The organism is Nocardia sp. NPDC057668, from assembly GCF_042799795.1.
GTDB lineage: Bacteria > Actinomycetota > Actinomycetes > Mycobacteriales > Mycobacteriaceae > Nocardia.
Window position 1 is genome coordinate 659,554 of record NZ_JBHVIC010000002.1, and the last position, 18,147, is coordinate 677,700.

Here is an 18,147-nt window from a genome sequence, read left to right on the forward strand (position 1 = left end):
TCAGTATCCCTCGTACCCGTACCGGGCGTTGCGGCCCAGGAAGACCATCTCCACCAGGCCGTAGCCGACCCGTCCCTCGGATTCGACGCGGCAGAAGGTCTCGCTGAGCATGCTGGCCTGCTTCAGATCCGCGACGTCGGTGAGGTCGGCGACGAAGTGGTCGCTCCACGATTCCCCGCGCCACAGCCCCGAGGCGTAACCGCGGTAGTTGTCATATCCGGCTATGCCGGGCCAGAAGTCGGAGACCGGGGTGATGGTGAACTCCCGGTTCCGGCCGTCGGCACTGCGCACGGTGAAGCTGCCGCCGTCGACGATGCGGAAGTCGTCGCGGAAACTCAGCGCGTGCTCGGCGGCCACGACCGGCACGATCTCCCGGCCCGAGTCGAGCGTCGGCAGCACGTTGCCCTCGAAGTGCCAGGGCTGTCCGTCGGCGGTCTCGCGCTGCGCGAAATGCACCAGCTCGTCCTCGAATTGGAAGATGCCCATGTAATACAGCACGCCGTCGGGAACCTCGCCGGGCTGCAGCCCGTCACCCTCGCCGAGGCTGCCGCCGCCACCGCCGTGCCGGGTGCCCCAGGAGTGATCGCGCCCGAACCACCAGGTCTCCGGATCGATGTCGTAGCGCTGTCCGCCGGCCTCGAGCCAGCCGCTGATCCGGCCGTTCTGGTAGTAGCGGCGGGCGTCCTCGCGGACACGGCCCCGGGTGCGGAAGAACGCGGGTTCCTGTTCGTAGGCCGGGAATTCGCCTTCGAAGTCCAGTTGCAGCCTGATGCCGGACTCGTTGTCGCCGAGGGTGGCCCGCACCTTGCGCAGCGGTTCGATCACCTCGTACCGGTAGGGCCCGACCTGCCAGGCGCCCAGGCCGTCGTAGCGGCCGCCGATCTCGCGGGACATCCGCAGCACGTGCGCCTGCTTGCCCTCGATCGTGATCATGGCGTAGGCGTCGGTCACATTGCGGTTGGGGTAGCGGGCCATGCCGGTCATGACGCTCACCGAACCGGTGGTGTCGAAGCCGTAGAGCACGACGCGTTCGGTCCAGCGCAGGTCGCTCTGCAGGACGTGATCGAACGTGGTGGGCAGTTGATGGCAGAGCAGTTCGTCCTGGGGCGTCAACATCGACGGGTACCTCTCTCGGGTGTGGCTTGCGCCACCTTAATTACGATACGCGGCATAGCGTATTCTAAATGGGCCGGAAATGTAGTGTGCATCAGGAAACTTCTCGAGATCCGACGGAGGAAGCCCGTGCCCGCGTCAGCAACTCCGCGACCCGCCCCCGGTCGCCCCCGCGACCCGCTCGTGGACGACCGGATTCTCACCGCGACCGAGGAACTGCTGGTCACCGAGGGCTATCAGGCCACGACCATCGCGGCCGTCGCACGCCGAGCGGGCATCGTCGCCACGTCCATCTACCGCCGCTGGCCCGGTAAGCGAGAACTGGTGGAGGACACGGTGTTCGGGCTGGACACCGGCGCGCATCCGGTCCCCACCGGCGATCTGCACGCCGATCTGCGGGCCTGGACCGAGCTGTTCCTGGCCACGGCCGCGCATCCCGCCGCCCGGGCGGCGATCCCGGGCCTGCTCGCGGACTATCACGGCGACCAGGCCCTGTATCACCGCCTGCTCGACCGCGGTGAGCGTCCGACCATCGACGCCCTGCGCGAGCTGCTCGCGGCCGCCGCGGCACGCGGTACGGCCGCTCCGGACTGCGATGTCGAAGCGATCTTCGAGATCCTGCGCGGCGCAACACTTCTACGGGCCCTGACGCACGGCCTGGAGCACCACGCGGAGTTCTGCGAGCGAATCACCCGGGCGCTCGTGACCGTTGCCCGCGCGAGCACTGCGGCGAACGACGGATAATCCACGGCGCACCGGACACGACCCGCCCCGGTTCGTCGCGACAGCACCGGAACCCTTGCGCGAGAACGGCTTCGCCCCCGCCGAGAGACTCGGCGGGGGCGAAGCGATCAACCGCTCGCTCGATGGGGTCAGCGGTTCATAGCGTCCTTCATATCGTCGGCGGCGTGCTCCATACCCTCGCGGGCGCGCTCCTCGCCGTGTTCCAGGTTGGCCTGTGCGTCCTTGGCCGCGCCCTTGACGCGCTGGCCGGCGCGGCGCATGTCCTGGTTGATGACTTCCTGGCCGTGCTCGAGCTTGTCCTTCGCCTTGCCGATCATCGATTCGGCGTTCTTCTTGGCGTTGCGGTTACCGCTCATGGTGCTACTCCTCCTGATGGGGGTGCTACCGGGACTAACCAGCGGTCGCAACAGTACCGGACGGTCGGTTCCACCTCTAGGCCGGAGCCCGGTTTCGGAGCCCGGATAGGGGCTCCGACCGGCGGATATCACAACTTGGCCAATGCACGGACCCGACCGATCCGGCTCCGAATCCACCCGCGTCGGCACGCCGCGGGGATCGGGCGGCCGAGGCCGGCATCAGACGGCGGCGCTGTGCCGGACCACGATGTTGCCGTACGAATTTCGCACATGGACCCGCACCGTGTCGGCGTCCGGGCGGGCGACCGGGGCCAGCAGATTCTGCACCGAGCCGTGCTGCACGCTCGAGTCCAACTGCACCCCGCTGGCCGGGTGGATGCCCACCTCCACCTCACCCATGGAGGTCTCGAGCCGCAGGTCCCCGCGGACGGCGTCGCTGACCCGGATGTCACCCTTGGCGGTCTTGGCCGTCACCGAACCGCCGGGGCCCTCCACGGCGATGTCACCGGCGGAGACGCCCAGATCGCAATCGCCGAACGGGCCGCTGACCAGCAGCCGGCCCAGGGCCGCGGTGGCCTTCAGGTTCGATCCGGCCGGTACCTGGACGGTGACCTCGATGGACGGGGTGCCGCCGAACGGCGCGTAGGCCCGCCACGCCCGGGGCATCTTCACGGTGAGATGTCCCGCGGTGCAATCGATCTGGACCTGGCCGGCGGCGCGCACGTCATTCTTGGCATGCGGGTCGGTCGGGTGCACCTCCACGACGGTGTCGGTGCGGTCCGAGGCGATGACCCGGATGTACCCGGCGGGCACGTCGACGATGGCGGTGATGGCGGCGGGGGTCTGGAAAGTAGGCATGTCCGATTCCTTCGGTGATCGCGGTTCCGGCGAGCTGTGCGCCGCCCGATGAGAAATACGATCGCGGGTCGCGCTGACATCGCGCCGCCACCAGCCTGACACGTCCGGCCGAGCCCCGGGGCCGCACCGGCAGCGCTGCGACAGCACCCCCGCCGGACGGTCCGGGGGGTGCGTGCGCCGCTGGTGACTACTGCTGACCGTGCGGTCCCGGAGCCGCGCTGCCGCTGTATTCACCGAGGTCGGAGACCAGCTTCGTGAGTTCGGGGTCGCTGTCGTACCGCCGCTGGTGCAGGGCGGCGATCTTGGCGGCCATCTCGGGATCCGGATCGTCGGTGATGTCGAAGGAGGAGAACTTGTCGACCAGCGGCAGCCCGACCCGGTCGGTGTTGCGGTGTGCCGGGTGGATCAGGTACTCCCAGTAGCCCCGCAGATCCTCGATGACGAACACCGCGCCCCATTCGTACTCGCCGCCGAAGTCACGGCCGACGACGAAGGATTTCACCGAGGGAATGACGCGGCCCTGGTTGCGCAGGCTTTCGAGGGCTTCTTCGATGGCCTCGGGGGTGGCGTCGGCGCGCAGGGTGAAGCGGTTGCCGTGGTAGATCATGTCTTTCATCCTTTGTGTCAGTTGGTTTTCCGGAGCGCCACGAAGGCGAGCGCCGCTCCGGCGATCATGGCGAGCCCGGTCCAGAGGAACGCGCCGCCGATTCCCGTGCTCCGCAGCAGCGGCTGCACGAGCAATGGGGAAAGGAATTGGCCGAGAAAGATTCCGGTGACCAGACCGCTGAGAATCCGGCCCCGGACGGCGACCGGAGCGAGATCGCTCAGCCGCAGATTCAGATTGGGGACGGCCAGGCCGACCCCGAAGCCGCCCACGAGCAGCCCCGCCACTACCTGCGCCACCGTGTGCGCGGTCCCGACGACCACCCATCCGAGACCGAGCAGCGCGATGCTGGCCGCGGTGAGCAGACTCGAGCTCCACCGGGAGCGCAGCGCCGGGAACGCCAGTGCGCCAAGGACACTGCTGAGTGTCGTCACGGCGATCACCACGCCGACCAGGGCTGGACCGACCCGCAGTTCCGTGAGCAGGAAGGGCAGCTGGGTGGGTGCCATATAGAAGGCCAGGGTCACCGCGAACGCGAGCAGGTACAGCCCCGCGATCGGCCACCGGATGCCGGTCGGTGCGTCACCGGGGGCGGCCGTCAACGCCCCGGATGTGCTGTCGCGCCGCTGTTCTCGCAATCCGATCACGGCGAACGGCAGGACGAACGCGCCGGCGGCGTAGATCCAGAACGGCGCTTTCCAGTCCGCGGCGGACAACACTCCCGCCAGCGGCAGGAACAGCACACCGCCGAGACTGGCCGACGCCTGTTGCAGGCCCAGGAACGATGCCCGGCGCGGCCCGTCGAACCAATCGGTGATGAGGGCGCTGATCGCGGTCATGATCCCGCCCACCGCCAGCCCGAGCAGTGCCCGGGTCACCAGTAGCGCGGCCAACCCGCCGGTGAAGTAGCCGCCCACTCCCGCAACGACATACAGCGCGAGGCTGCCGAGCAGCAGCGGTTTGCGCCCGAGCCGGTCGGCCGCCAGCCCGGCCACCGGCGCGCTGAGCCCGATGGCGAGCGAGGTGATGGTCAGCGCCAGCCTGACCAGGACATCCGCCCCGGCCACGTCCGCGAAGACCGTCCGCATGGCGGGCAGGCTCGGCGCGATGATCGCCGGGGCCATGAGGGTCAGTGTCGCGGCGGCCAGCACCGTGCCGCGGGCGATCCGAGCCGGGCCCGCCGGCCCGTGGCGGACCGCCTCCCCGAGTGCCGCGTTCATGGTGTTCCTCCTGTGATTGCGGTGTGCTCGGCGGACTACCGCGCGCTCTCGGCGACCCGCTTCAGGTGGGCGAGCCAGCCGGTCAGCGCGCTGTCCAGGGCCGCGCCCATGCCCTCGATATCCGCGCGGATCGGTGCGCCGTCCCACGACTCCTCGGTGCGCACCCGCACCGAATCGCCCTCGGCGGTGAAGGTCCACACGTGCACGCCGGTGATCCCGTGCGCCGGACCGCCCCACACGATGCGGTGCGGGCCGTCCACCGCGTAGATGGTGGAATCGATGTCGAGTCCGAAGGTGCTCCAGTGGAAGACCGTGCCGGGCGCGATCGGGCCGTCGACGACGGCGGCGGTGATGTCGGGCTGCCAGGCGGTCCAGGCCGCGATGTCGGTGTGCAGGGCCCAGACGCGCTCCAGCGGCGCGTCGATGACGATCTCGTGGATGGCGACCACGGGTGCGGCGGTGTCGATGTCGGTGATCACGATAAGACCTCTCTGATCTGCGGTTTCGGGGCTTCTCGCCGGCCCCGTTCCGGCTCTGACATCAGATTCGCACCGGGTGAGCGCCACTCGCGTCGGCAGAAATCGCCTACATCGCCTACGCCGCCGATATCGGTGATCCGGGCCGCCCGCCCCGGCGCGGAAAACGGACATCTCGCTAGACTTCGGGCAATGACGGCGGATATCGCTCTGTTGGGCCGGGACGAGCCGGTTCGCCGCCTCACGCGGGTGCTCACCGCCGCGCGGGCGGGCGACGGTGGCGCGCTGGTGCTGCGCGGGGAACCCGGTATCGGCAAGTCCGCGTTGCTGACCGCGGCCGAGAGCCGGGCCGCCGGATTTCGTGTATTGCACGCCACGGGCTCGGAATTCGAGATGGGTATGCCGTTCGCGGCCCTGCATCAGCTGTGCCGCCCGGTCCTGGACGAGCCGGCGTCGATTCCGCCCGCGCACCGCGAGACGCTCGACGCCGCGTTCGGCTTGACCACCGTCGCTCCCGACCCGTTCGCCATCGGGATCGGCCTGCTGGAACTGCTCGGCGCCGCGGCCGCCGAGCGGCCGCTGCTGTGTGTGGTGGACGACGCGCAATGGCTCGACGACGCCTCCGCGCTGGCGCTGTCGTTCTTGAGCAGACGCATCGGCCCGGAGCCGATCGCCGTGCTGATCGGGACCCGAATTCCGGACCGCGCAACGGCATTGGACGCACTGCCCACGATCGACATCGGACCGCTCGACGACGCCGAAGCCCGCGACCTCCTGGCCGCCGGACTGCGCGCTCCGCTGGACAGCCGTGTGCGCGAACGGATTCTGGCCGAGGCGCGCGGAAACCCGCTGGCGCTGCTGGAACTACCGCGCAGCGCGGGCCTGGCGGGCGGGTTCGCACTGCCCGGCGAGTACCCGGTCACAGCCGCGCTCGAGCACAGTTTCCGGACCCGCATGCTCGGGCTCGCACCCGGTGATCGCCTGCTGCTGACCCTCGCCGCCGCCGATCCGACCGGAGACGCCGGACTGCTGTGGGCGGCCGTGGAACGCTCCGGCCTGGACCGGACGGCGCCCATCGACGTGCGCGGCCTGGTGGAATTCGGTGCGCGCGTGCGCTTCTGCCACCCGATCGCACGGTCGGTGGCCTACCGCAGCGCCGATCCGGACCAGCGCCGCAGCGCGCACCGGCTGCTGGCCGAGGCCACCGATCCGGCCACCGACCCCGATCGCCGCGCCTGGCATCGCGCGCTCTCCAGTCTCGGCCCCGACGACGACATTGCCGCGGAACTCGAACTCTCCGCCGCGCGGGCCGAACTGCGCGGCGGCGTCGCGGCGTCGGCCGACTTCCTCGCCCGCGCAGCCGAACTCACCCGCGATACCGCCCGGCGGATCGAGCGCACCCTCACCGCCGTGCGCGCGCAGGCGGCGGCCGGCGCGACCGACGCCGCCGCACGCCTGCTGACCACGATCGACGACGGCTCCCTCGGCGTGATCCACGGCGCGAGCGTCGATCAGCTGCGCGGGCAACTCGCCACCATCCGGCAGATCGACGGTGACGGACCGGCTTTCATGCTGCGCGCCGCGCGCAGCTTGGCCGAGGTCGATCCGAGCCGATCCCGGGACTGCTTCCTGGACGCACTGGAAATGGCTCTGCACGTGGGCCGTTCGAGCGGGGTCATGGACCTGGTGGTGGAGGCGGCCCGATCCGCCCCGCCCGCGCACGAGCCCGCTCGCGCGGCAGACACACTGCTGGATGGCATGCTCGCGCTGGCGGCGGCGGATCACCGCGGCGCGGCGGCCGCCCTGCGGCCGATCCTGGCGGACAACGGCGGTGAACTCTGGACCGGGCGACCCGCGCTCGGGGTCATCCTGGCCGGTGAGCTGTGGGATCTGGACACGCATGCCCGGATCACCGACCGGCTCGTGAGTACGGGCCGCGCACACGGCTCACCGATGCTGTTGCGGCTCGGCCTCGCCCAGGTCGCGGTGGCCGCGGCGCACAGTGGCGATTTCGCCGCTGCCGCGGACGCCATCGCGGAGGAGGAGGCCATCGCCGACGCGTTCGGCACCGCACCCCAGCCCTATCCGCGCCTGCACCTCGCGGCGCTGCGCGGCGATCGCGCGCTGGTGGCCGAACTGGCAGCGCCCGCCTTGGCCGAGGCCCGGGCGCGCGGCGAGGAGCACCGGCTCGGCAATGTGTACTGGGCGCAGGCTGTTTCGAGCAACGCCGCCGGTGACTACGCGGCGGCACTGACCGCCGCCCGGCGGCTCACCGACCACCCGGCACTGTTTCTGACCGCCATGTCGCTCCCGGAAACGGTCGAGGCCGCCGTGCGTACCGGCGAGCACGAGATCGCGGCCGGGGCCGCGGCGGAGCTGACCGAGCGCGCCGAGGCCACGGGCACCCCGTGGAGCCTGGGGGTCGCCGCCTACACGCGAGCACTGATCTCGAACGACGAAGACGACTACCGGGAAGCCCTGGACCAGCTGGCGAAATCGCCGATCCGGCCCGCTCGCGCCCGCGCCCATCTGCTCTACGGCGAATGGTTGCGCAGGCAGGGCCGCCGCCGCGACTCCCGCGAGCAGCTGCGCGTCGCCCACGAATCCCTGTCCGCGCTGGGCATGTCCGGCTTCGCCGCGCGCGCCGCCGACGAGTTGCGCGCCACCGGCGAGCAGGCTCGCAGCCGCACCGAACCGGGCCACGAGCAGCTCACCATGCAGGAACTGCATATCGCCCGCCTGGTCGCGACCGGCGCGACCTCGAAAGAAGTCGCCGCGCAACTGTTCCTGAGCCCGCGCACGGTGGACGCGCACCTGCGCAACATCTTCCGCAAACTGGGCGTCACCTCGCGCAGGCAACTGCGCACACTGCCGAACATCGGCGGCGCTGTGCCCGAGTAGGCGGTCCCGGTCCACGCGGCCGCCGATCGGAACCGGGTCGGCAGTGCCCGATCAGCTGGGCCTGGACACCCGGCGATCGGCAGAACCGGGTGCCGATCGACCGCGAACGCCGGTTGTTCCGCCGGGCGCCCGACGCGTGCGGCGCCGCGTTGCCCGACAGGTCCGAAGCGACCGCTACGGGTCCGGCCACGGGCTCGGCGACCAGCGAAAAGCCGCCCCAACCAGGCACGACACCACCTCTGTCTCGTGTCAGTTCGCGTGTCAGTTCCGTGACAGGGCAGTGTCAGGCCGCCCCGCGAAAGTTCTTCCCATGACGAACACAGCGATCACGGTCTCCGGACTGCGAAAGGCCTACGGGGACAAGGTCGTGCTCGACGGCATCGACCTGAACGTTCCCGCGGGCACCATCTTCTCCCTCCTGGGCCCCAACGGCGCGGGCAAGACCACCACGGTGCACGTGCTCAGCACCCTCATCACCGCCGACGACGGCGTGGTCCGGGTCGCCGGGCACGACGTCGCCACCGAATCCCGGGCGGTGCGCGGGGCGATCGGCGTGACCGGCCAGTTCGCGGCCGTCGACGAACTCCTCACCGGCTACGAGAACATGGAACTGATGGTGGATCTCAAAGGGATTCCCGGCCGGGAGGGTAAGCGGATCATCGCGGACCTGCTCGAGCGTTTCGAGCTGGTGGAGGCCGCGGACAAGCCGGCCTCGACCTACTCCGGCGGTATGCGCCGCAAACTCGATCTGGCGATGACCCTGGTCGGCAACCCGCGCATCATCTTCCTGGACGAACCGACCACGGGCCTGGATCCGCGCAGCCGCCGCACCATGTGGTCGATCATCCGCGATCTCGTCGCCACCGACGGCGTCACCATCTTCCTGACCACCCAGTACCTCGAGGAAGCCGACCAGCTGGCCGATCGGGTCGCGGTGCTGGACCAAGGCCGCCTGGTCGCCCAGGGCACCCCGGACGAGCTCAAGCGCCTGATCCCCGGCACCCATGTCCGGCTGCGCTTCGCCGGCGCCGAGCAACTCGATGCCGCCGCAACGCTTTTCCCGGACTCGACCACCGACCCCGAGGCCCTCACCCTGCGGGTTCCCAGCGACGCGGGCACCACCTCGCTGCGCGCCCTGCTGGACCGGCTCGACGCGAACGGCCTGGCCGCCGACGAATTCTCCGTCCACACCCCCGATCTCGATGACGTCTTCCTCGCCCTCACCGGCCGCACCACGGAGGTTTCCGCGTAATGAGCACCAAGTCCCCCTCGATCGTCATGCTGCGCCGCAACTTCAAGCACATCGCGCGCAATCCCACCTCGGTCTTCAACGCGGTGCTGATGCCGATCATCATCATGCTGATGTTCGTGTACATGTTCGGCGACGCGTTCGACGTCGGTGTCGACTACATCGACTACGCCACACCGGGTTTGATCCTGCTGGCCGTCTGCTACGGCCTCGGCGCCACCGCGACCGCGGTGAACTCGGACATGCTCAACGGCATCATCAATCGATTCAAGGTCATGGACGTGTCCCGGGGCGCGGTGCTCACCGGCCACGTGGTGGCCAGCGTGCTCACCAACCTGGTCGCCATCGCGGCCCTGATCGGGGTGGCGTTCCTGCTGGGCTTCAGCCCGTCGGCGAGCGCGCTGAACTGGCTCGGCGTGATCGGCATGGTCGTGCTGCTCGGCTTCGCGGCCGGCTGGCTCACCATCGCACTGGGCCTGTTCGCCAAGTCGCCCGAGACCGCGGGCCTGGCGTCCGTGCCGCTGGTCATGCTGCCGTTCTTCTCCAGCGCCATCGTCCCCGCCGAGAAGATGGGCCCGGGCCTGCGTCAGTTCGCCGAGTACCAGCCCTTCACCCCGATCATCGAGACGATGCGCGGGCTGCTGAACGGCGCCCCGCAGGCCGGTGACGCGATCACCGCCGTCTGCTGGTGCGTGGCGATCGCGGTGATCGGATACCTCTGGGCGCGTTCCACTTTCACGAAGCGAGCGTGATTTCGGCCAGGTCCGGCCAGTGCGCCCGCTCCCCCTCCCCCACCGCCTCGGCGAACCTCAGGTCGCCGAGGCGGTTTCGGGCGTCCGCTTCGATGCGAGCGGTGTCGGGCAGGGAACGGTCCGGCAGCCCGCGCACCGCCGCCGCGGCCCCGAGCAGGCGTGCCGCCTGCTCGTAGTCCGCACGCCGCAGCGCCAGATCCGCGACGCCGACCAGCACCTGCGCTATCAGCGGCGGGTGCCCGGCCGCCGCGGCCGCCGCCACCGCCGCGGCGCGGTGTGCGCGCGCGGTGTCGACATCCGCCGCGAGATAACCCAGGAGATCTTCGATGGGCGCCCGGAGGGTCTCCCGCTCGGCGGCGGGGCCGAGCTCGGCGCGCACCTGGTCCAGATACCGGTGCGCGAGGTCGAAATCATCGCTCCAGCGCGCGAGTTCGGCCCTGGACAGCGCCAGGTCCGCCAGCATGTCCGGCCAGGCGACGCGATCGGCGGCCCGCTGCGCGGCCGCCATCGACACCGCGCTCGACGCCGAATCGCCCAGCAGCCAGTACAACTGGGCCTGACGCGCACGCAGCGGTACGACGTCTTCGATCGCGCCGAGTTCCTCCACCGCCGTCACGGCCCGCTCGTAGTGCTCGCACGCGGCGGCTAGATCACCCTGTACAGCAACGCGATTCGCGAGAATCGTCAGCGCCAGCGAGATCCCCCAGCGATCTCCGATCTCCCGGAACTCGGCCAGCGCGGCCGCGAGGTGCGCGTCGGCCTCCCGATCGCCGCGGCCGATCTGAATACTCAGGTTCCCCAGCTGCAATCGGGCCAGCGCGCGCACCCACGGGTCGTCGTCGGCCAGCAGATCCGCCCAGGCGGACAGGAAATCACCGGGCGCCTGCAGCATGCGCTCCAGCGGGACGGCGAATTTGGCTGCGGGATGGCGCAGTTCGACCCGCTGACTGATCTCGTACGCCTTGTGAATCCAGTCCTCGGCCTGGTACTGATCGCCCTGCCGCCCCGAGCTCAGGAACTGCACGACGAACGAGTACACCACCGCCCGCGTCTCATCGGCCACCTCGCCCGGCAATGCCGTGGCCGCCAGGATGAGATCGTTGCCCTCGACCTTGTGCCCGCCGAGCCACCAGTACCAGCCCGCGGCCGCGGCCAGGCGCATCGCGGCGTCCGCGTCCCGCGAATCGATCGCACCGCGCATGGCGGCGGCGATGTTGTCGTGCTCGGCCTCCAGGATCGCGAGCCATCGCACCTGTTCGGCGCGGCGCAGATGCGGTTCCGCGGCATCGGCGAAATCGGTGAAGTAGGCCAGGTGCGCACGCCTGGCGGCCTCGCCCTCGCCGGCGTCGGCCAGCCGCTGCGCGGCGTACTCGCGAATCGTGCCGAGCATCCGATACCGCTGCGCGCCTTCGCTTCCGGCCAGCACCAGCGACTTCTCGCTGAGCGCGGTGAGCAATTCGAGCACCTCGTAGGACTCCACGCCGTCTCCCGCGCAGACCCGTTCGGCCGCAGCCAGATTCGCCCCGCCCGAGAACACCGCCAGCCGGCGCAGCACCGCGCGCTCGGCGTCGGTCAGCAGTTCCCAGCTCCAGTCGACCACCGCGCGCAGGGTCCGGTGCCGGGGCAGCGCGGTCCGGCTGCCGCCGGTGAGCAGCCGGAACCTGTCGTCGAGTCCGTGCGCGAGCTGATCGAGGGACATGGTGCGCAGCCGGGCCGCGGCCAGTTCGATCGCGAGCGGCATTCCATCCAGCGCCCGGCAGACGCGCGCCAGCGTCGCCAGGGTGTGCGCGTCCGAGCCCAGGTCCTGGCGCACGGCGGCGGCCCGGTCGCGCAGCAGCCGTACCGCGGGCGCGGCCTCGATGGCGGCCGCACCCGCTTCGGGCGCGGGCAGCGCGAGCGGGGCGACCGGCCACAGCGCCTCGCCCGTGATGCCCAGCGGCTCACGGCTGGTCGCGAGGATGCGCAGGCGGCGGCATTCGCCCAGTACCCGGTGCGCGAAGGCGGCGGCGGACTCGATGACGTGCTCGCAGTTGTCGAGCACGATCAGCATCGAGCGCTCGCGCACGGCGGCGACGACCCGGTCCAGCGGCTCGGCGTCGGTGGCCTCGCTCAGCAGCGCGTCCCGCAGTTTGAGCGCGGCCAGTGTCGCCCGGGCGATGCCGTTCCCGTCGCCGGCGTCGGCGCCCAGCGCGGCCAGCTCGACCACCCAGACCCCGTCGGGGAGATCGCCGAGCAGGGTGCGCGCGGTCTCGGTGGCCAGCCGGGTCTTGCCCGAGCCGCCCGGCCCGATCAGCGTGGTGAGCCGGTGCCCGGCGCTCAGCTCCCGGACCGCGGCCAGATCGGCGTCCTTGCCGACGAAGCTGGTCAGTTCGGCCCGCAGATTGGTGGGCCGCTGCTCCTGTCGCCGCGTCATCTCCCCGCGCAGCAGCGCGAGGTGTAGCTCCGAGAGTTCCGGCGCCGGATCCACGCCCAGCTCGTCGGCCAGGGTTTCGCGGGTGCGCTCGTAGGCCAGGACCGCCTCGGTGTCGCGGCCGGTCGCGACCAGCGACCGCATGAGCGCGGCCACCAGGCGTTCGCGCATGGGATGCGCGGCCACCAGGTCGGTCAGGTCGGTGACCACGTCCGCGCCGTGGCCCGCGGCCACCTCGGCGTCGAAGCGGTCCTCCAGCGCGGCCAGGCGCAGGCCGTCGAGCCGGGTGACGGCGGCGTCGAAGGCCGCGCTGTCCTGTAATCCGATGTCCTGCATGGCCGCACCGCGCCAGAGGCCCAGCGCCTCGCGCAGGCGCAGCGGATCCTGATCACCCCGCGCCTGCGCGACCAGGCGCTCGAACCGCACCGCGTCCACGTCCTCGGGCTCCACGCGGAGCCGGTAGCCGTCCGACCGGCCCTCCACCGATCCCGCGGGCAGCACCTTGCGCAGCCGAGAAGCCAAGCGTTGCAGGGCATTCGCCGCGTCGGCGGGCGGATTGTCACCCCAGATCCAGTCGATGAGCGTCGCCTTGGGGACCGCGTGACCGGCTTCGAGGGCGAGGGCCGTCAACAGCCCGCGCAGCCGCGCGCCCGGCACGTCGGCGAGTACGCCGTCGGCCGTGCGAACTTCGAATGGTCCCAGGATCCCGATCTGCACCCGGGCGATCTTGCCACGCCGACCGGACGCCACACCGTGGCCGATGTCCGAATTGCCCGTTCGACCGATGAGAAAACCGGGCCCGAGCAGTCGAAACAGTGTGTCAGTGGCCATGTCAGTCGGGTGTCAGTCCCGTGTAAGCGGAGGGGGTGACTCTTACCTCGTGAACAGCACCGCGTACGCCGCCACCGCGCCCTGGCAGGGCTTGGACGCCACGTCGATCATCGACGGCCTGCGGCGCGCGATGCCGCGCGGCCGCCGGGCCGGTGTGCGGCGCTACCTGACCGGCGATCACGTCTTCGCCCAGCTGATTCGCTTCGCCGCGGTCGGCGGTTCCAGCAACATCGCCTACGTCCTGCTGTTCATGGCGCTGACCGAGATCGGCCCGCTGGCCGCCAATGTCGCCGGTTCCCTGGTGAGCACGGTCATCGCGAACGAGCTGCACCGCCGCCTGACCTTCCGCGCCGCCGGCGGGGTCGGGTGGTTCAAGGCACAGTGCGAGGGCGGGGCGCTGGCCATGATCGGCATGCTGATCAGCACCGCCGCGCTGGCCGGATTGGAGTTCTGGGCACCGGGTCTCGGCGACGCCACACAGGCGCTCGCACTGGTGGCGCTGATGGCGGCGGTCGGCGGCGCGCGTTTCCTGATACTCCGAGTATTCGTATTCCGAGCCTGAAATACCGGGCGCGCCTGCACACCCGATTCGAATCCCGTAGTGATAACCTGCTGCCGAATATTCAGCCGGGGTCACCTAATTCCCATCTGACGTTTTCGCCGATGGCGGGTGCACCACACGCGAATGAATCGTATGCCTTTCTCTTTCTTGCGAGTTCGAGCTTCCGTGCGTTCACCGAGTGAAAGGATGGAAATATCCCGATGATCGGCAGAAGAGCGGTGGCCGCCGCAGCCATTGCGGCGGCAACGGTTTCGACCCCGGGGGCCGCGCGGGCGGATGAATGGCTGCCCTTCGGGGTGCTGCCCGCGCCGATCAGCTGTGCGGCACTGAGTCTGCCCGGGCGCGCGGGCGCCTGGCCGTTGCCGATGCACTTCCCCAGCACCGGAATCGGGTTGTGGACGATGCCGCACGCGCCCGCCGAGGTGACATCCCGGCTGCCCCGGCGCATCGAGCTGCGCACCACCGCAGGTGGATTCAACGAGGTCTGGCAGTACGCGCTCCTGGACGGGCGGTTGTACGTCGGAGCCGTCGACGGCGAATCGGGCTGGCGTGTCCCGCCACTGCCGAATTGCCTGGTGGGCCAGATCACCGGCATCTCCGTCGACGGCGGCCGCCTCGTCGCCACCGGCCCCGAAGGCCACGTCTACACCTTGGAATCGGCCGATCAAACCCCGGAACTCTGGTGGTGGACAGCCAGGTTCGGCTCGCCCACCTGGCTGAACCCGGCGGGTCAGCGGGTGCGCCCGGCCGCCCGGGCCTGGAGTCTGTCCTGGCTCGATCCGCGCTACGTGGAACTGATTCCCTTCCGGCAGGAGGGATTCTGGACCGACACCGCCGGGCAGGAGCAGCCGGTGGGCGGCGCGGGGGTGGACACGGTCTTCGTGCTGTCCGCCGAGGGCGATCGGATCACCATTCTCGATCCGTGGCTACCGGGCGCGCATCCGCTGCATCCCGATAATCCTACGTTCTCGGATGATTACAGTTTCGAAATGCCCGGCCCGCTCAACGGGCGATTCCGGGCGGTGAATCTCAGCGCCGCGGGATCGACGACCTTCATGGTCAACGAATACGGCGACATGTACACCCGGCTCTGGGATTTCGACATCTCCGGGGCCGACACCGTGTTCTTCTCGTACTCGTACGAGGATCAAACGGCGCATGATTCGGCGCCGAACAATTTCGAGGGCGAGTTCGCGCGGTTCCAGCAGTTGCGCCCGTTCTTCGCCCAATACGCCAATATCCAGCTGCCGCCGCCCGGCTGGATACGCCAGCCCAAGATCCCGGGCGACATCACCGCCGCCATCAGCATCCATCAGACCGGCGGCAGATCCTTCCAGCGCGAACTGCGCGTGGAGGGCCGGGACGGCGGCCGAACCGGCTACTGGCACAAACCGATCGACCCGGCCGCCGGGTGGGAGTTCACGGCCACCGATCGCGAACTCGTCGCCGAGACGCTGGACAACCGCCCCGCGGACATGTCCGCCGCCACGCTCGCGCCACCGAGCGGGCTGGACTACGGGTACCGCGATCCGGCCGGGTGGACCCTGACCACGCGCGATTTCGACTACGCCGCCGATCAGGTGCCGCTGCGCCTGTGCGCGGCCGACGGCGCGTGTGCCGATCTCACCGCCCACCTCGCCAGTACCCCGCGGCTGAGCTGGCAACCCGAGGGCCTGAGCGAGACGCCCCGGGAATACCACGGATTCGTGGTCATCGACCAGGACGAGTGGGACGCGCTCGACGGCCGCTCACCGCGATTGCGTTCCCTGGTACAGGAATTCACCGGGACCGGGCGCTTCCGCAACGCGCTGATGAGCGCCACCGCGTCGGCATTGCGGCTGCACACCGACGAGGGCCCGACCCCGGTGCTCACCAGGTCGTGACTCCCCCGCGGGCACCGCGAATACCGGGACCCGGACCGCTGGTCCCCGACAATGGAGCGATTGCCCTGAGCGTGCGGCACGGACCCGATACCGGCGAAGAGCGGAGTACCTCTTGAACGCATCGATGCACGACGAACTCGACCGGCGCGCTGCGGCCGTCGCGGATCAGGTGGTGACCTGGCGGCGGCATCTGCACGCGCATCCGGAACTGTCGAACCGCGAGCGCGAGACCGCCGCGCTGATCGCCGAGCACCTGCGCGGACTGCACCTGGACGAGGTGCGGACCGGGATCGCCGGGCACGGGGTGGTCGGGGTGCTGCGCGGCGGGCAGGGCGGTGAGCGGGTCGTCGCGTTGCGCGCGGACATCGACGCGCTCCCGGTCCCGGATGAGTGCGGGGTCGACTTCGCCTCGCACGTCGTGGACGAGGACTACCCCGGCGGGCCGTTCCCGGTCTCGCACGCGTGCGGGCACGACTGCCACACCGCGATGCTGCTGGGCGCGGCCACGGTGCTGGCCGAAGTGCGCGAAAGCCTGCCCGGCACGGTGCTTTTCGTCTTCCAGCCCGCCGAGGAGGGGCCGCCGGTCGACGAGGCGGGCGGTGCCCGGGAGATGCTCGCGCAGGGCGCGCTCGACGACCCAGAACCGAGCATGGCCTTCGGCTTCCACGTCACCCCGTATCCCAAGGGCTACATCGGATATCGGGTCGGCAACCAGTTCGGCGCCTCCACGCTGATCAAGATCACCATCACCGGGGGGCAGGTGCACGGCTCCACCCCGTGGATGGGCATCGACCCCATGCCCGCCGCGGGCGCGATCCTGACCGGCATCGGCCAGCTCTACCGCCAGATCAACGCCTTCGACCCCGTCACCATCTCCATCGGCCACGTCCAGGACGTCGGCCGCTTCAACATCATCGGCCGCACCGTGACCCTCTGGGGCACCATCCGCTGCGCCGTCGAAGACGATATGAGCGATGTCCAGCGACGCGTGGACACCCTCGCCGGGCACACCGCTCAGGCCTACAACTGCACCGCCGTCACCGAGTTCCTGCAGGACGTCCCCGCCGTCCACAACGAACAGTCCTGGATGGACGCCGCACTCCCCACCTTCGAGCGCGTGGCCGGCGCGGGCCACGTGGTCGAAACCTCCGCGACCCTCGGCTACGACGACGTCTCGGAGTTCGTCAACAAGTACGGCGGCCTCTACGTAACCCTCGGCGTGCAGGACGCCGACCTGACCCCCACCGGCCTCCCGTCCCCCACCCCCGGCGGCCGCGGCCTCTTCATGAACCACAACCCCCACTTCTACGCGGACGACGACACCCTGGTGACCGGGGTCCGCCTGCACGCCCACGTGGCCTGGGACCACCTGACCGGAACCCTGCTCCCCCACTAGCGAATTCGCTAGACCAAGCATCAGCCGGCGTACGGGTCCGACTACCCCACGGTCAAACCCGTACGCCGGGAACAGCGGCCGCCGCATCCCGGACCAAGCGAGCGAACTCCACCGGTCGCGCCATCGGCAGATAGTGACCGCCGCCGGGCACCACGATCAATCGTGCGTCGGGGTTTGCCGCCGCGAAACGTCGTTCATGCCAGCGCAAATGGTCGTGCCCGCCGTTGATCAACCACACCGGGCCCGGATAGGCCGCGAGATCACGGAGTACATCGAATCCGCGCAGGGCTCGGACCACGTCGGGGATCACCTCCGTGGCGATGCCTCCGGCGCTGATCGCGGTGGCCACGGGCGCGGGCAGCACCGCGCCGAACAAGCGTTCACTGACGCGCTTTCCACCATCGCGGCGCGACGTCAGCACCCGGTGCATGACCGAGAACGGTGCCGTAGCGGCGGGACTCGGCACCGTGGTCGAGCCGGCCACCACCAGTCCGGCGACCCGGCCGGGATCCTTTGCGGCGGCGGCGATCCCCACGTAACCGCCGAGCGAATGACCGACCACGAGCGCTCGGCCGCCCACCTCGTCTACCGCCTCGAGCACGGCGGCCGCGGCACCTGGCAGCGTGAACACTCCCCCGCGCCGCGCCCCGTGTCCCGGCAGATCGACTGCGCGCACAGCCCGGTCGCGTCCCACGCACTCTGCGACCGTCGTCCACGCCGCACCACTGAGTCGTATGCCGTGGACGAACACCACGGGTAGCGAATCTGTCATTGCCCCACCTTCCATAATGC

The 18,147-nt window shown here is 70.2% G+C and carries 15 protein-coding genes; 7 read left to right on the plus strand and 8 right to left on the minus strand.

Going from position 1 to position 18,147, the window contains the following annotated elements:
* Entirely contained in the window at positions 1–1,116 is a 1,116-nt protein-coding gene (locus ACFVBH_RS15820) for a hypothetical protein (RefSeq protein ID WP_379002215.1), read from the minus strand.
* Positions 1,117–1,242: 126 nt separating this feature from the next.
* Between ACFVBH_RS15820 and ACFVBH_RS15825 the strand changes: the two genes are divergently transcribed.
* Positions 1,243–1,857, plus strand: coding sequence for a TetR/AcrR family transcriptional regulator (locus ACFVBH_RS15825; RefSeq protein WP_379002216.1), 615 nt, complete (start codon positions 1,243–1,245; stop codon positions 1,855–1,857).
* 128 nt (positions 1,858–1,985) lie between these two features.
* Here the strand turns inward: ACFVBH_RS15825 and ACFVBH_RS15830 are convergent, their stop codons facing one another.
* The 5 genes from ACFVBH_RS15830 to ACFVBH_RS15850 form a co-directional block, all read right to left on the minus strand.
* The gene (locus ACFVBH_RS15830; protein WP_379002218.1) at positions 1,986–2,213 is read right to left on the minus strand and encodes a hypothetical protein; all 228 of its coding nucleotides are present in this window, start codon (positions 2,211–2,213) and stop codon (positions 1,986–1,988) included.
* A gap of 219 nt (positions 2,214–2,432) precedes the next feature.
* Positions 2,433–3,071, minus strand: coding sequence for a DUF4097 family beta strand repeat-containing protein (locus tag ACFVBH_RS15835; RefSeq protein WP_379002219.1), 639 nt, complete (start codon positions 3,069–3,071; stop codon positions 2,433–2,435).
* Between the two features lie 187 nt (positions 3,072–3,258).
* Complete coding sequence (locus ACFVBH_RS15840) at positions 3,259–3,678, minus strand: Dabb family protein (protein ID WP_354989114.1); 420 nt, start codon at positions 3,676–3,678, stop codon at positions 3,259–3,261.
* A 17-nt stretch (positions 3,679–3,695) separates the two neighbouring features.
* Complete coding sequence (locus tag ACFVBH_RS15845) at positions 3,696–4,895, minus strand: MFS transporter (RefSeq protein WP_379002220.1); 1,200 nt, start codon at positions 4,893–4,895, stop codon at positions 3,696–3,698.
* Positions 4,896–4,930: 35 nt separating this feature from the next.
* Positions 4,931–5,374, minus strand: coding sequence for an SRPBCC family protein (locus ACFVBH_RS15850; protein WP_354989112.1), 444 nt, complete (start codon positions 5,372–5,374; stop codon positions 4,931–4,933).
* Positions 5,375–5,563: 189 nt separating this feature from the next.
* Between ACFVBH_RS15850 and ACFVBH_RS15855 the strand changes: the two genes are divergently transcribed.
* From ACFVBH_RS15855 to ACFVBH_RS15865, 3 genes are all read left to right on the plus strand, one after another.
* On the plus strand, positions 5,564–8,272 hold the full coding sequence (locus ACFVBH_RS15855) for an AAA family ATPase (protein WP_379002222.1): 2,709 nt from the start codon (positions 5,564–5,566) through the stop codon (positions 8,270–8,272).
* A 310-nt stretch (positions 8,273–8,582) separates the two neighbouring features.
* Positions 8,583–9,524, plus strand: a complete 942-nt coding sequence (locus tag ACFVBH_RS15860) for an ATP-binding cassette domain-containing protein (protein WP_379002224.1) — start codon at positions 8,583–8,585, stop codon at positions 9,522–9,524.
* A complete protein-coding gene (locus ACFVBH_RS15865; RefSeq protein ID WP_354991241.1) occupies positions 9,524–10,273 on the plus strand; it encodes an ABC transporter permease in 750 nt (249 codons plus the stop codon). Before ACFVBH_RS15860 ends, ACFVBH_RS15865 begins: the two co-directional genes overlap by 1 nt.
* Here the strand turns inward: ACFVBH_RS15865 and ACFVBH_RS15870 are convergent.
* Entirely contained in the window at positions 10,257–13,514 is a 3,258-nt protein-coding gene (locus ACFVBH_RS15870) for a BTAD domain-containing putative transcriptional regulator (protein ID WP_379002225.1), read from the minus strand. The two genes, ACFVBH_RS15865 and ACFVBH_RS15870, sit on opposite strands and share 17 nt — an antisense overlap.
* A 130-nt stretch (positions 13,515–13,644) precedes the next feature.
* On the opposite strand from ACFVBH_RS15870, the gene ACFVBH_RS15875 reads away from it, so the two are divergent.
* The 3 genes from ACFVBH_RS15875 (at position 13,645) to ACFVBH_RS15885 (ending at position 17,355) form a co-directional block, all read left to right on the plus strand.
* Positions 13,645–14,076, plus strand: a complete 432-nt coding sequence (locus tag ACFVBH_RS15875) for a GtrA family protein (RefSeq protein ID WP_379002805.1) — start codon at positions 13,645–13,647, stop codon at positions 14,074–14,076.
* A 200-nt stretch (positions 14,077–14,276) separates the two neighbouring features.
* Positions 14,277–15,959 (plus strand): hypothetical protein, encoded by a 1,683-nt coding sequence (locus ACFVBH_RS15880; RefSeq protein WP_379002227.1) that lies wholly within the window; start codon positions 14,277–14,279, stop codon positions 15,957–15,959.
* Positions 15,960–16,071: 112 nt separating this feature from the next.
* Positions 16,072–17,355 (plus strand): M20 family metallopeptidase, encoded by a 1,284-nt coding sequence (locus ACFVBH_RS15885; RefSeq protein WP_379002228.1) that lies wholly within the window; start codon positions 16,072–16,074, stop codon positions 17,353–17,355.
* Positions 17,356–17,407: 52 nt separating this feature from the next.
* Here the strand turns inward: ACFVBH_RS15885 and ACFVBH_RS15890 are convergent, their stop codons facing one another.
* Complete coding sequence (locus tag ACFVBH_RS15890; RefSeq protein ID WP_379002229.1) at positions 17,408–18,127, minus strand: alpha/beta fold hydrolase; 720 nt, start codon at positions 18,125–18,127, stop codon at positions 17,408–17,410.
* Positions 18,128–18,147 lie beyond the last annotated feature (20 nt).

What these genes read in the sequence shown, in the direction of transcription:
- ACFVBH_RS15820 (WP_379002215.1), bottom strand. Translation starts at nt 1,116, where the DNA reads ATGTTGACGCCCCAGGACGAACTGCTCTGCCATCAACTGCCCACCACG.
- ACFVBH_RS15830 (WP_379002218.1), bottom strand. Translation starts at nt 2,213, where the DNA reads ATGAGCGGTAACCGCAACGCCAAGAAGAACGCCGAATCGATGATCGGC.
- ACFVBH_RS15835 (WP_379002219.1), bottom strand. Translation starts at nt 3,071, where the DNA reads ATGCCTACTTTCCAGACCCCCGCCGCCATCACCGCCATCGTCGACGTG.
- ACFVBH_RS15840 (WP_354989114.1), bottom strand. Translation starts at nt 3,678, where the DNA reads ATGATCTACCACGGCAACCGCTTCACCCTGCGCGCCGACGCCACCCCC.
- ACFVBH_RS15845 (WP_379002220.1), bottom strand. Translation starts at nt 4,895, where the DNA reads ATGAACGCGGCACTCGGGGAGGCGGTCCGCCACGGGCCGGCGGGCCCG.
- ACFVBH_RS15855 (WP_379002222.1), top strand. Translation starts at nt 5,564, where the DNA reads ATGACGGCGGATATCGCTCTGTTGGGCCGGGACGAGCCGGTTCGCCGC.
- ACFVBH_RS15860 (WP_379002224.1), top strand. Translation starts at nt 8,583, where the DNA reads ATGACGAACACAGCGATCACGGTCTCCGGACTGCGAAAGGCCTACGGG.
- ACFVBH_RS15865 (WP_354991241.1), top strand. Translation starts at nt 9,524, where the DNA reads ATGAGCACCAAGTCCCCCTCGATCGTCATGCTGCGCCGCAACTTCAAG.
- ACFVBH_RS15870 (WP_379002225.1), bottom strand. Translation starts at nt 13,514, where the DNA reads ATGGCCACTGACACACTGTTTCGACTGCTCGGGCCCGGTTTTCTCATC.
- ACFVBH_RS15875 (WP_379002805.1), top strand. Translation starts at nt 13,645, where the DNA reads ATGCCGCGCGGCCGCCGGGCCGGTGTGCGGCGCTACCTGACCGGCGAT.
- ACFVBH_RS15880 (WP_379002227.1), top strand. Translation starts at nt 14,277, where the DNA reads ATGATCGGCAGAAGAGCGGTGGCCGCCGCAGCCATTGCGGCGGCAACG.
- ACFVBH_RS15890 (WP_379002229.1), bottom strand. Translation starts at nt 18,127, where the DNA reads ATGACAGATTCGCTACCCGTGGTGTTCGTCCACGGCATACGACTCAGT.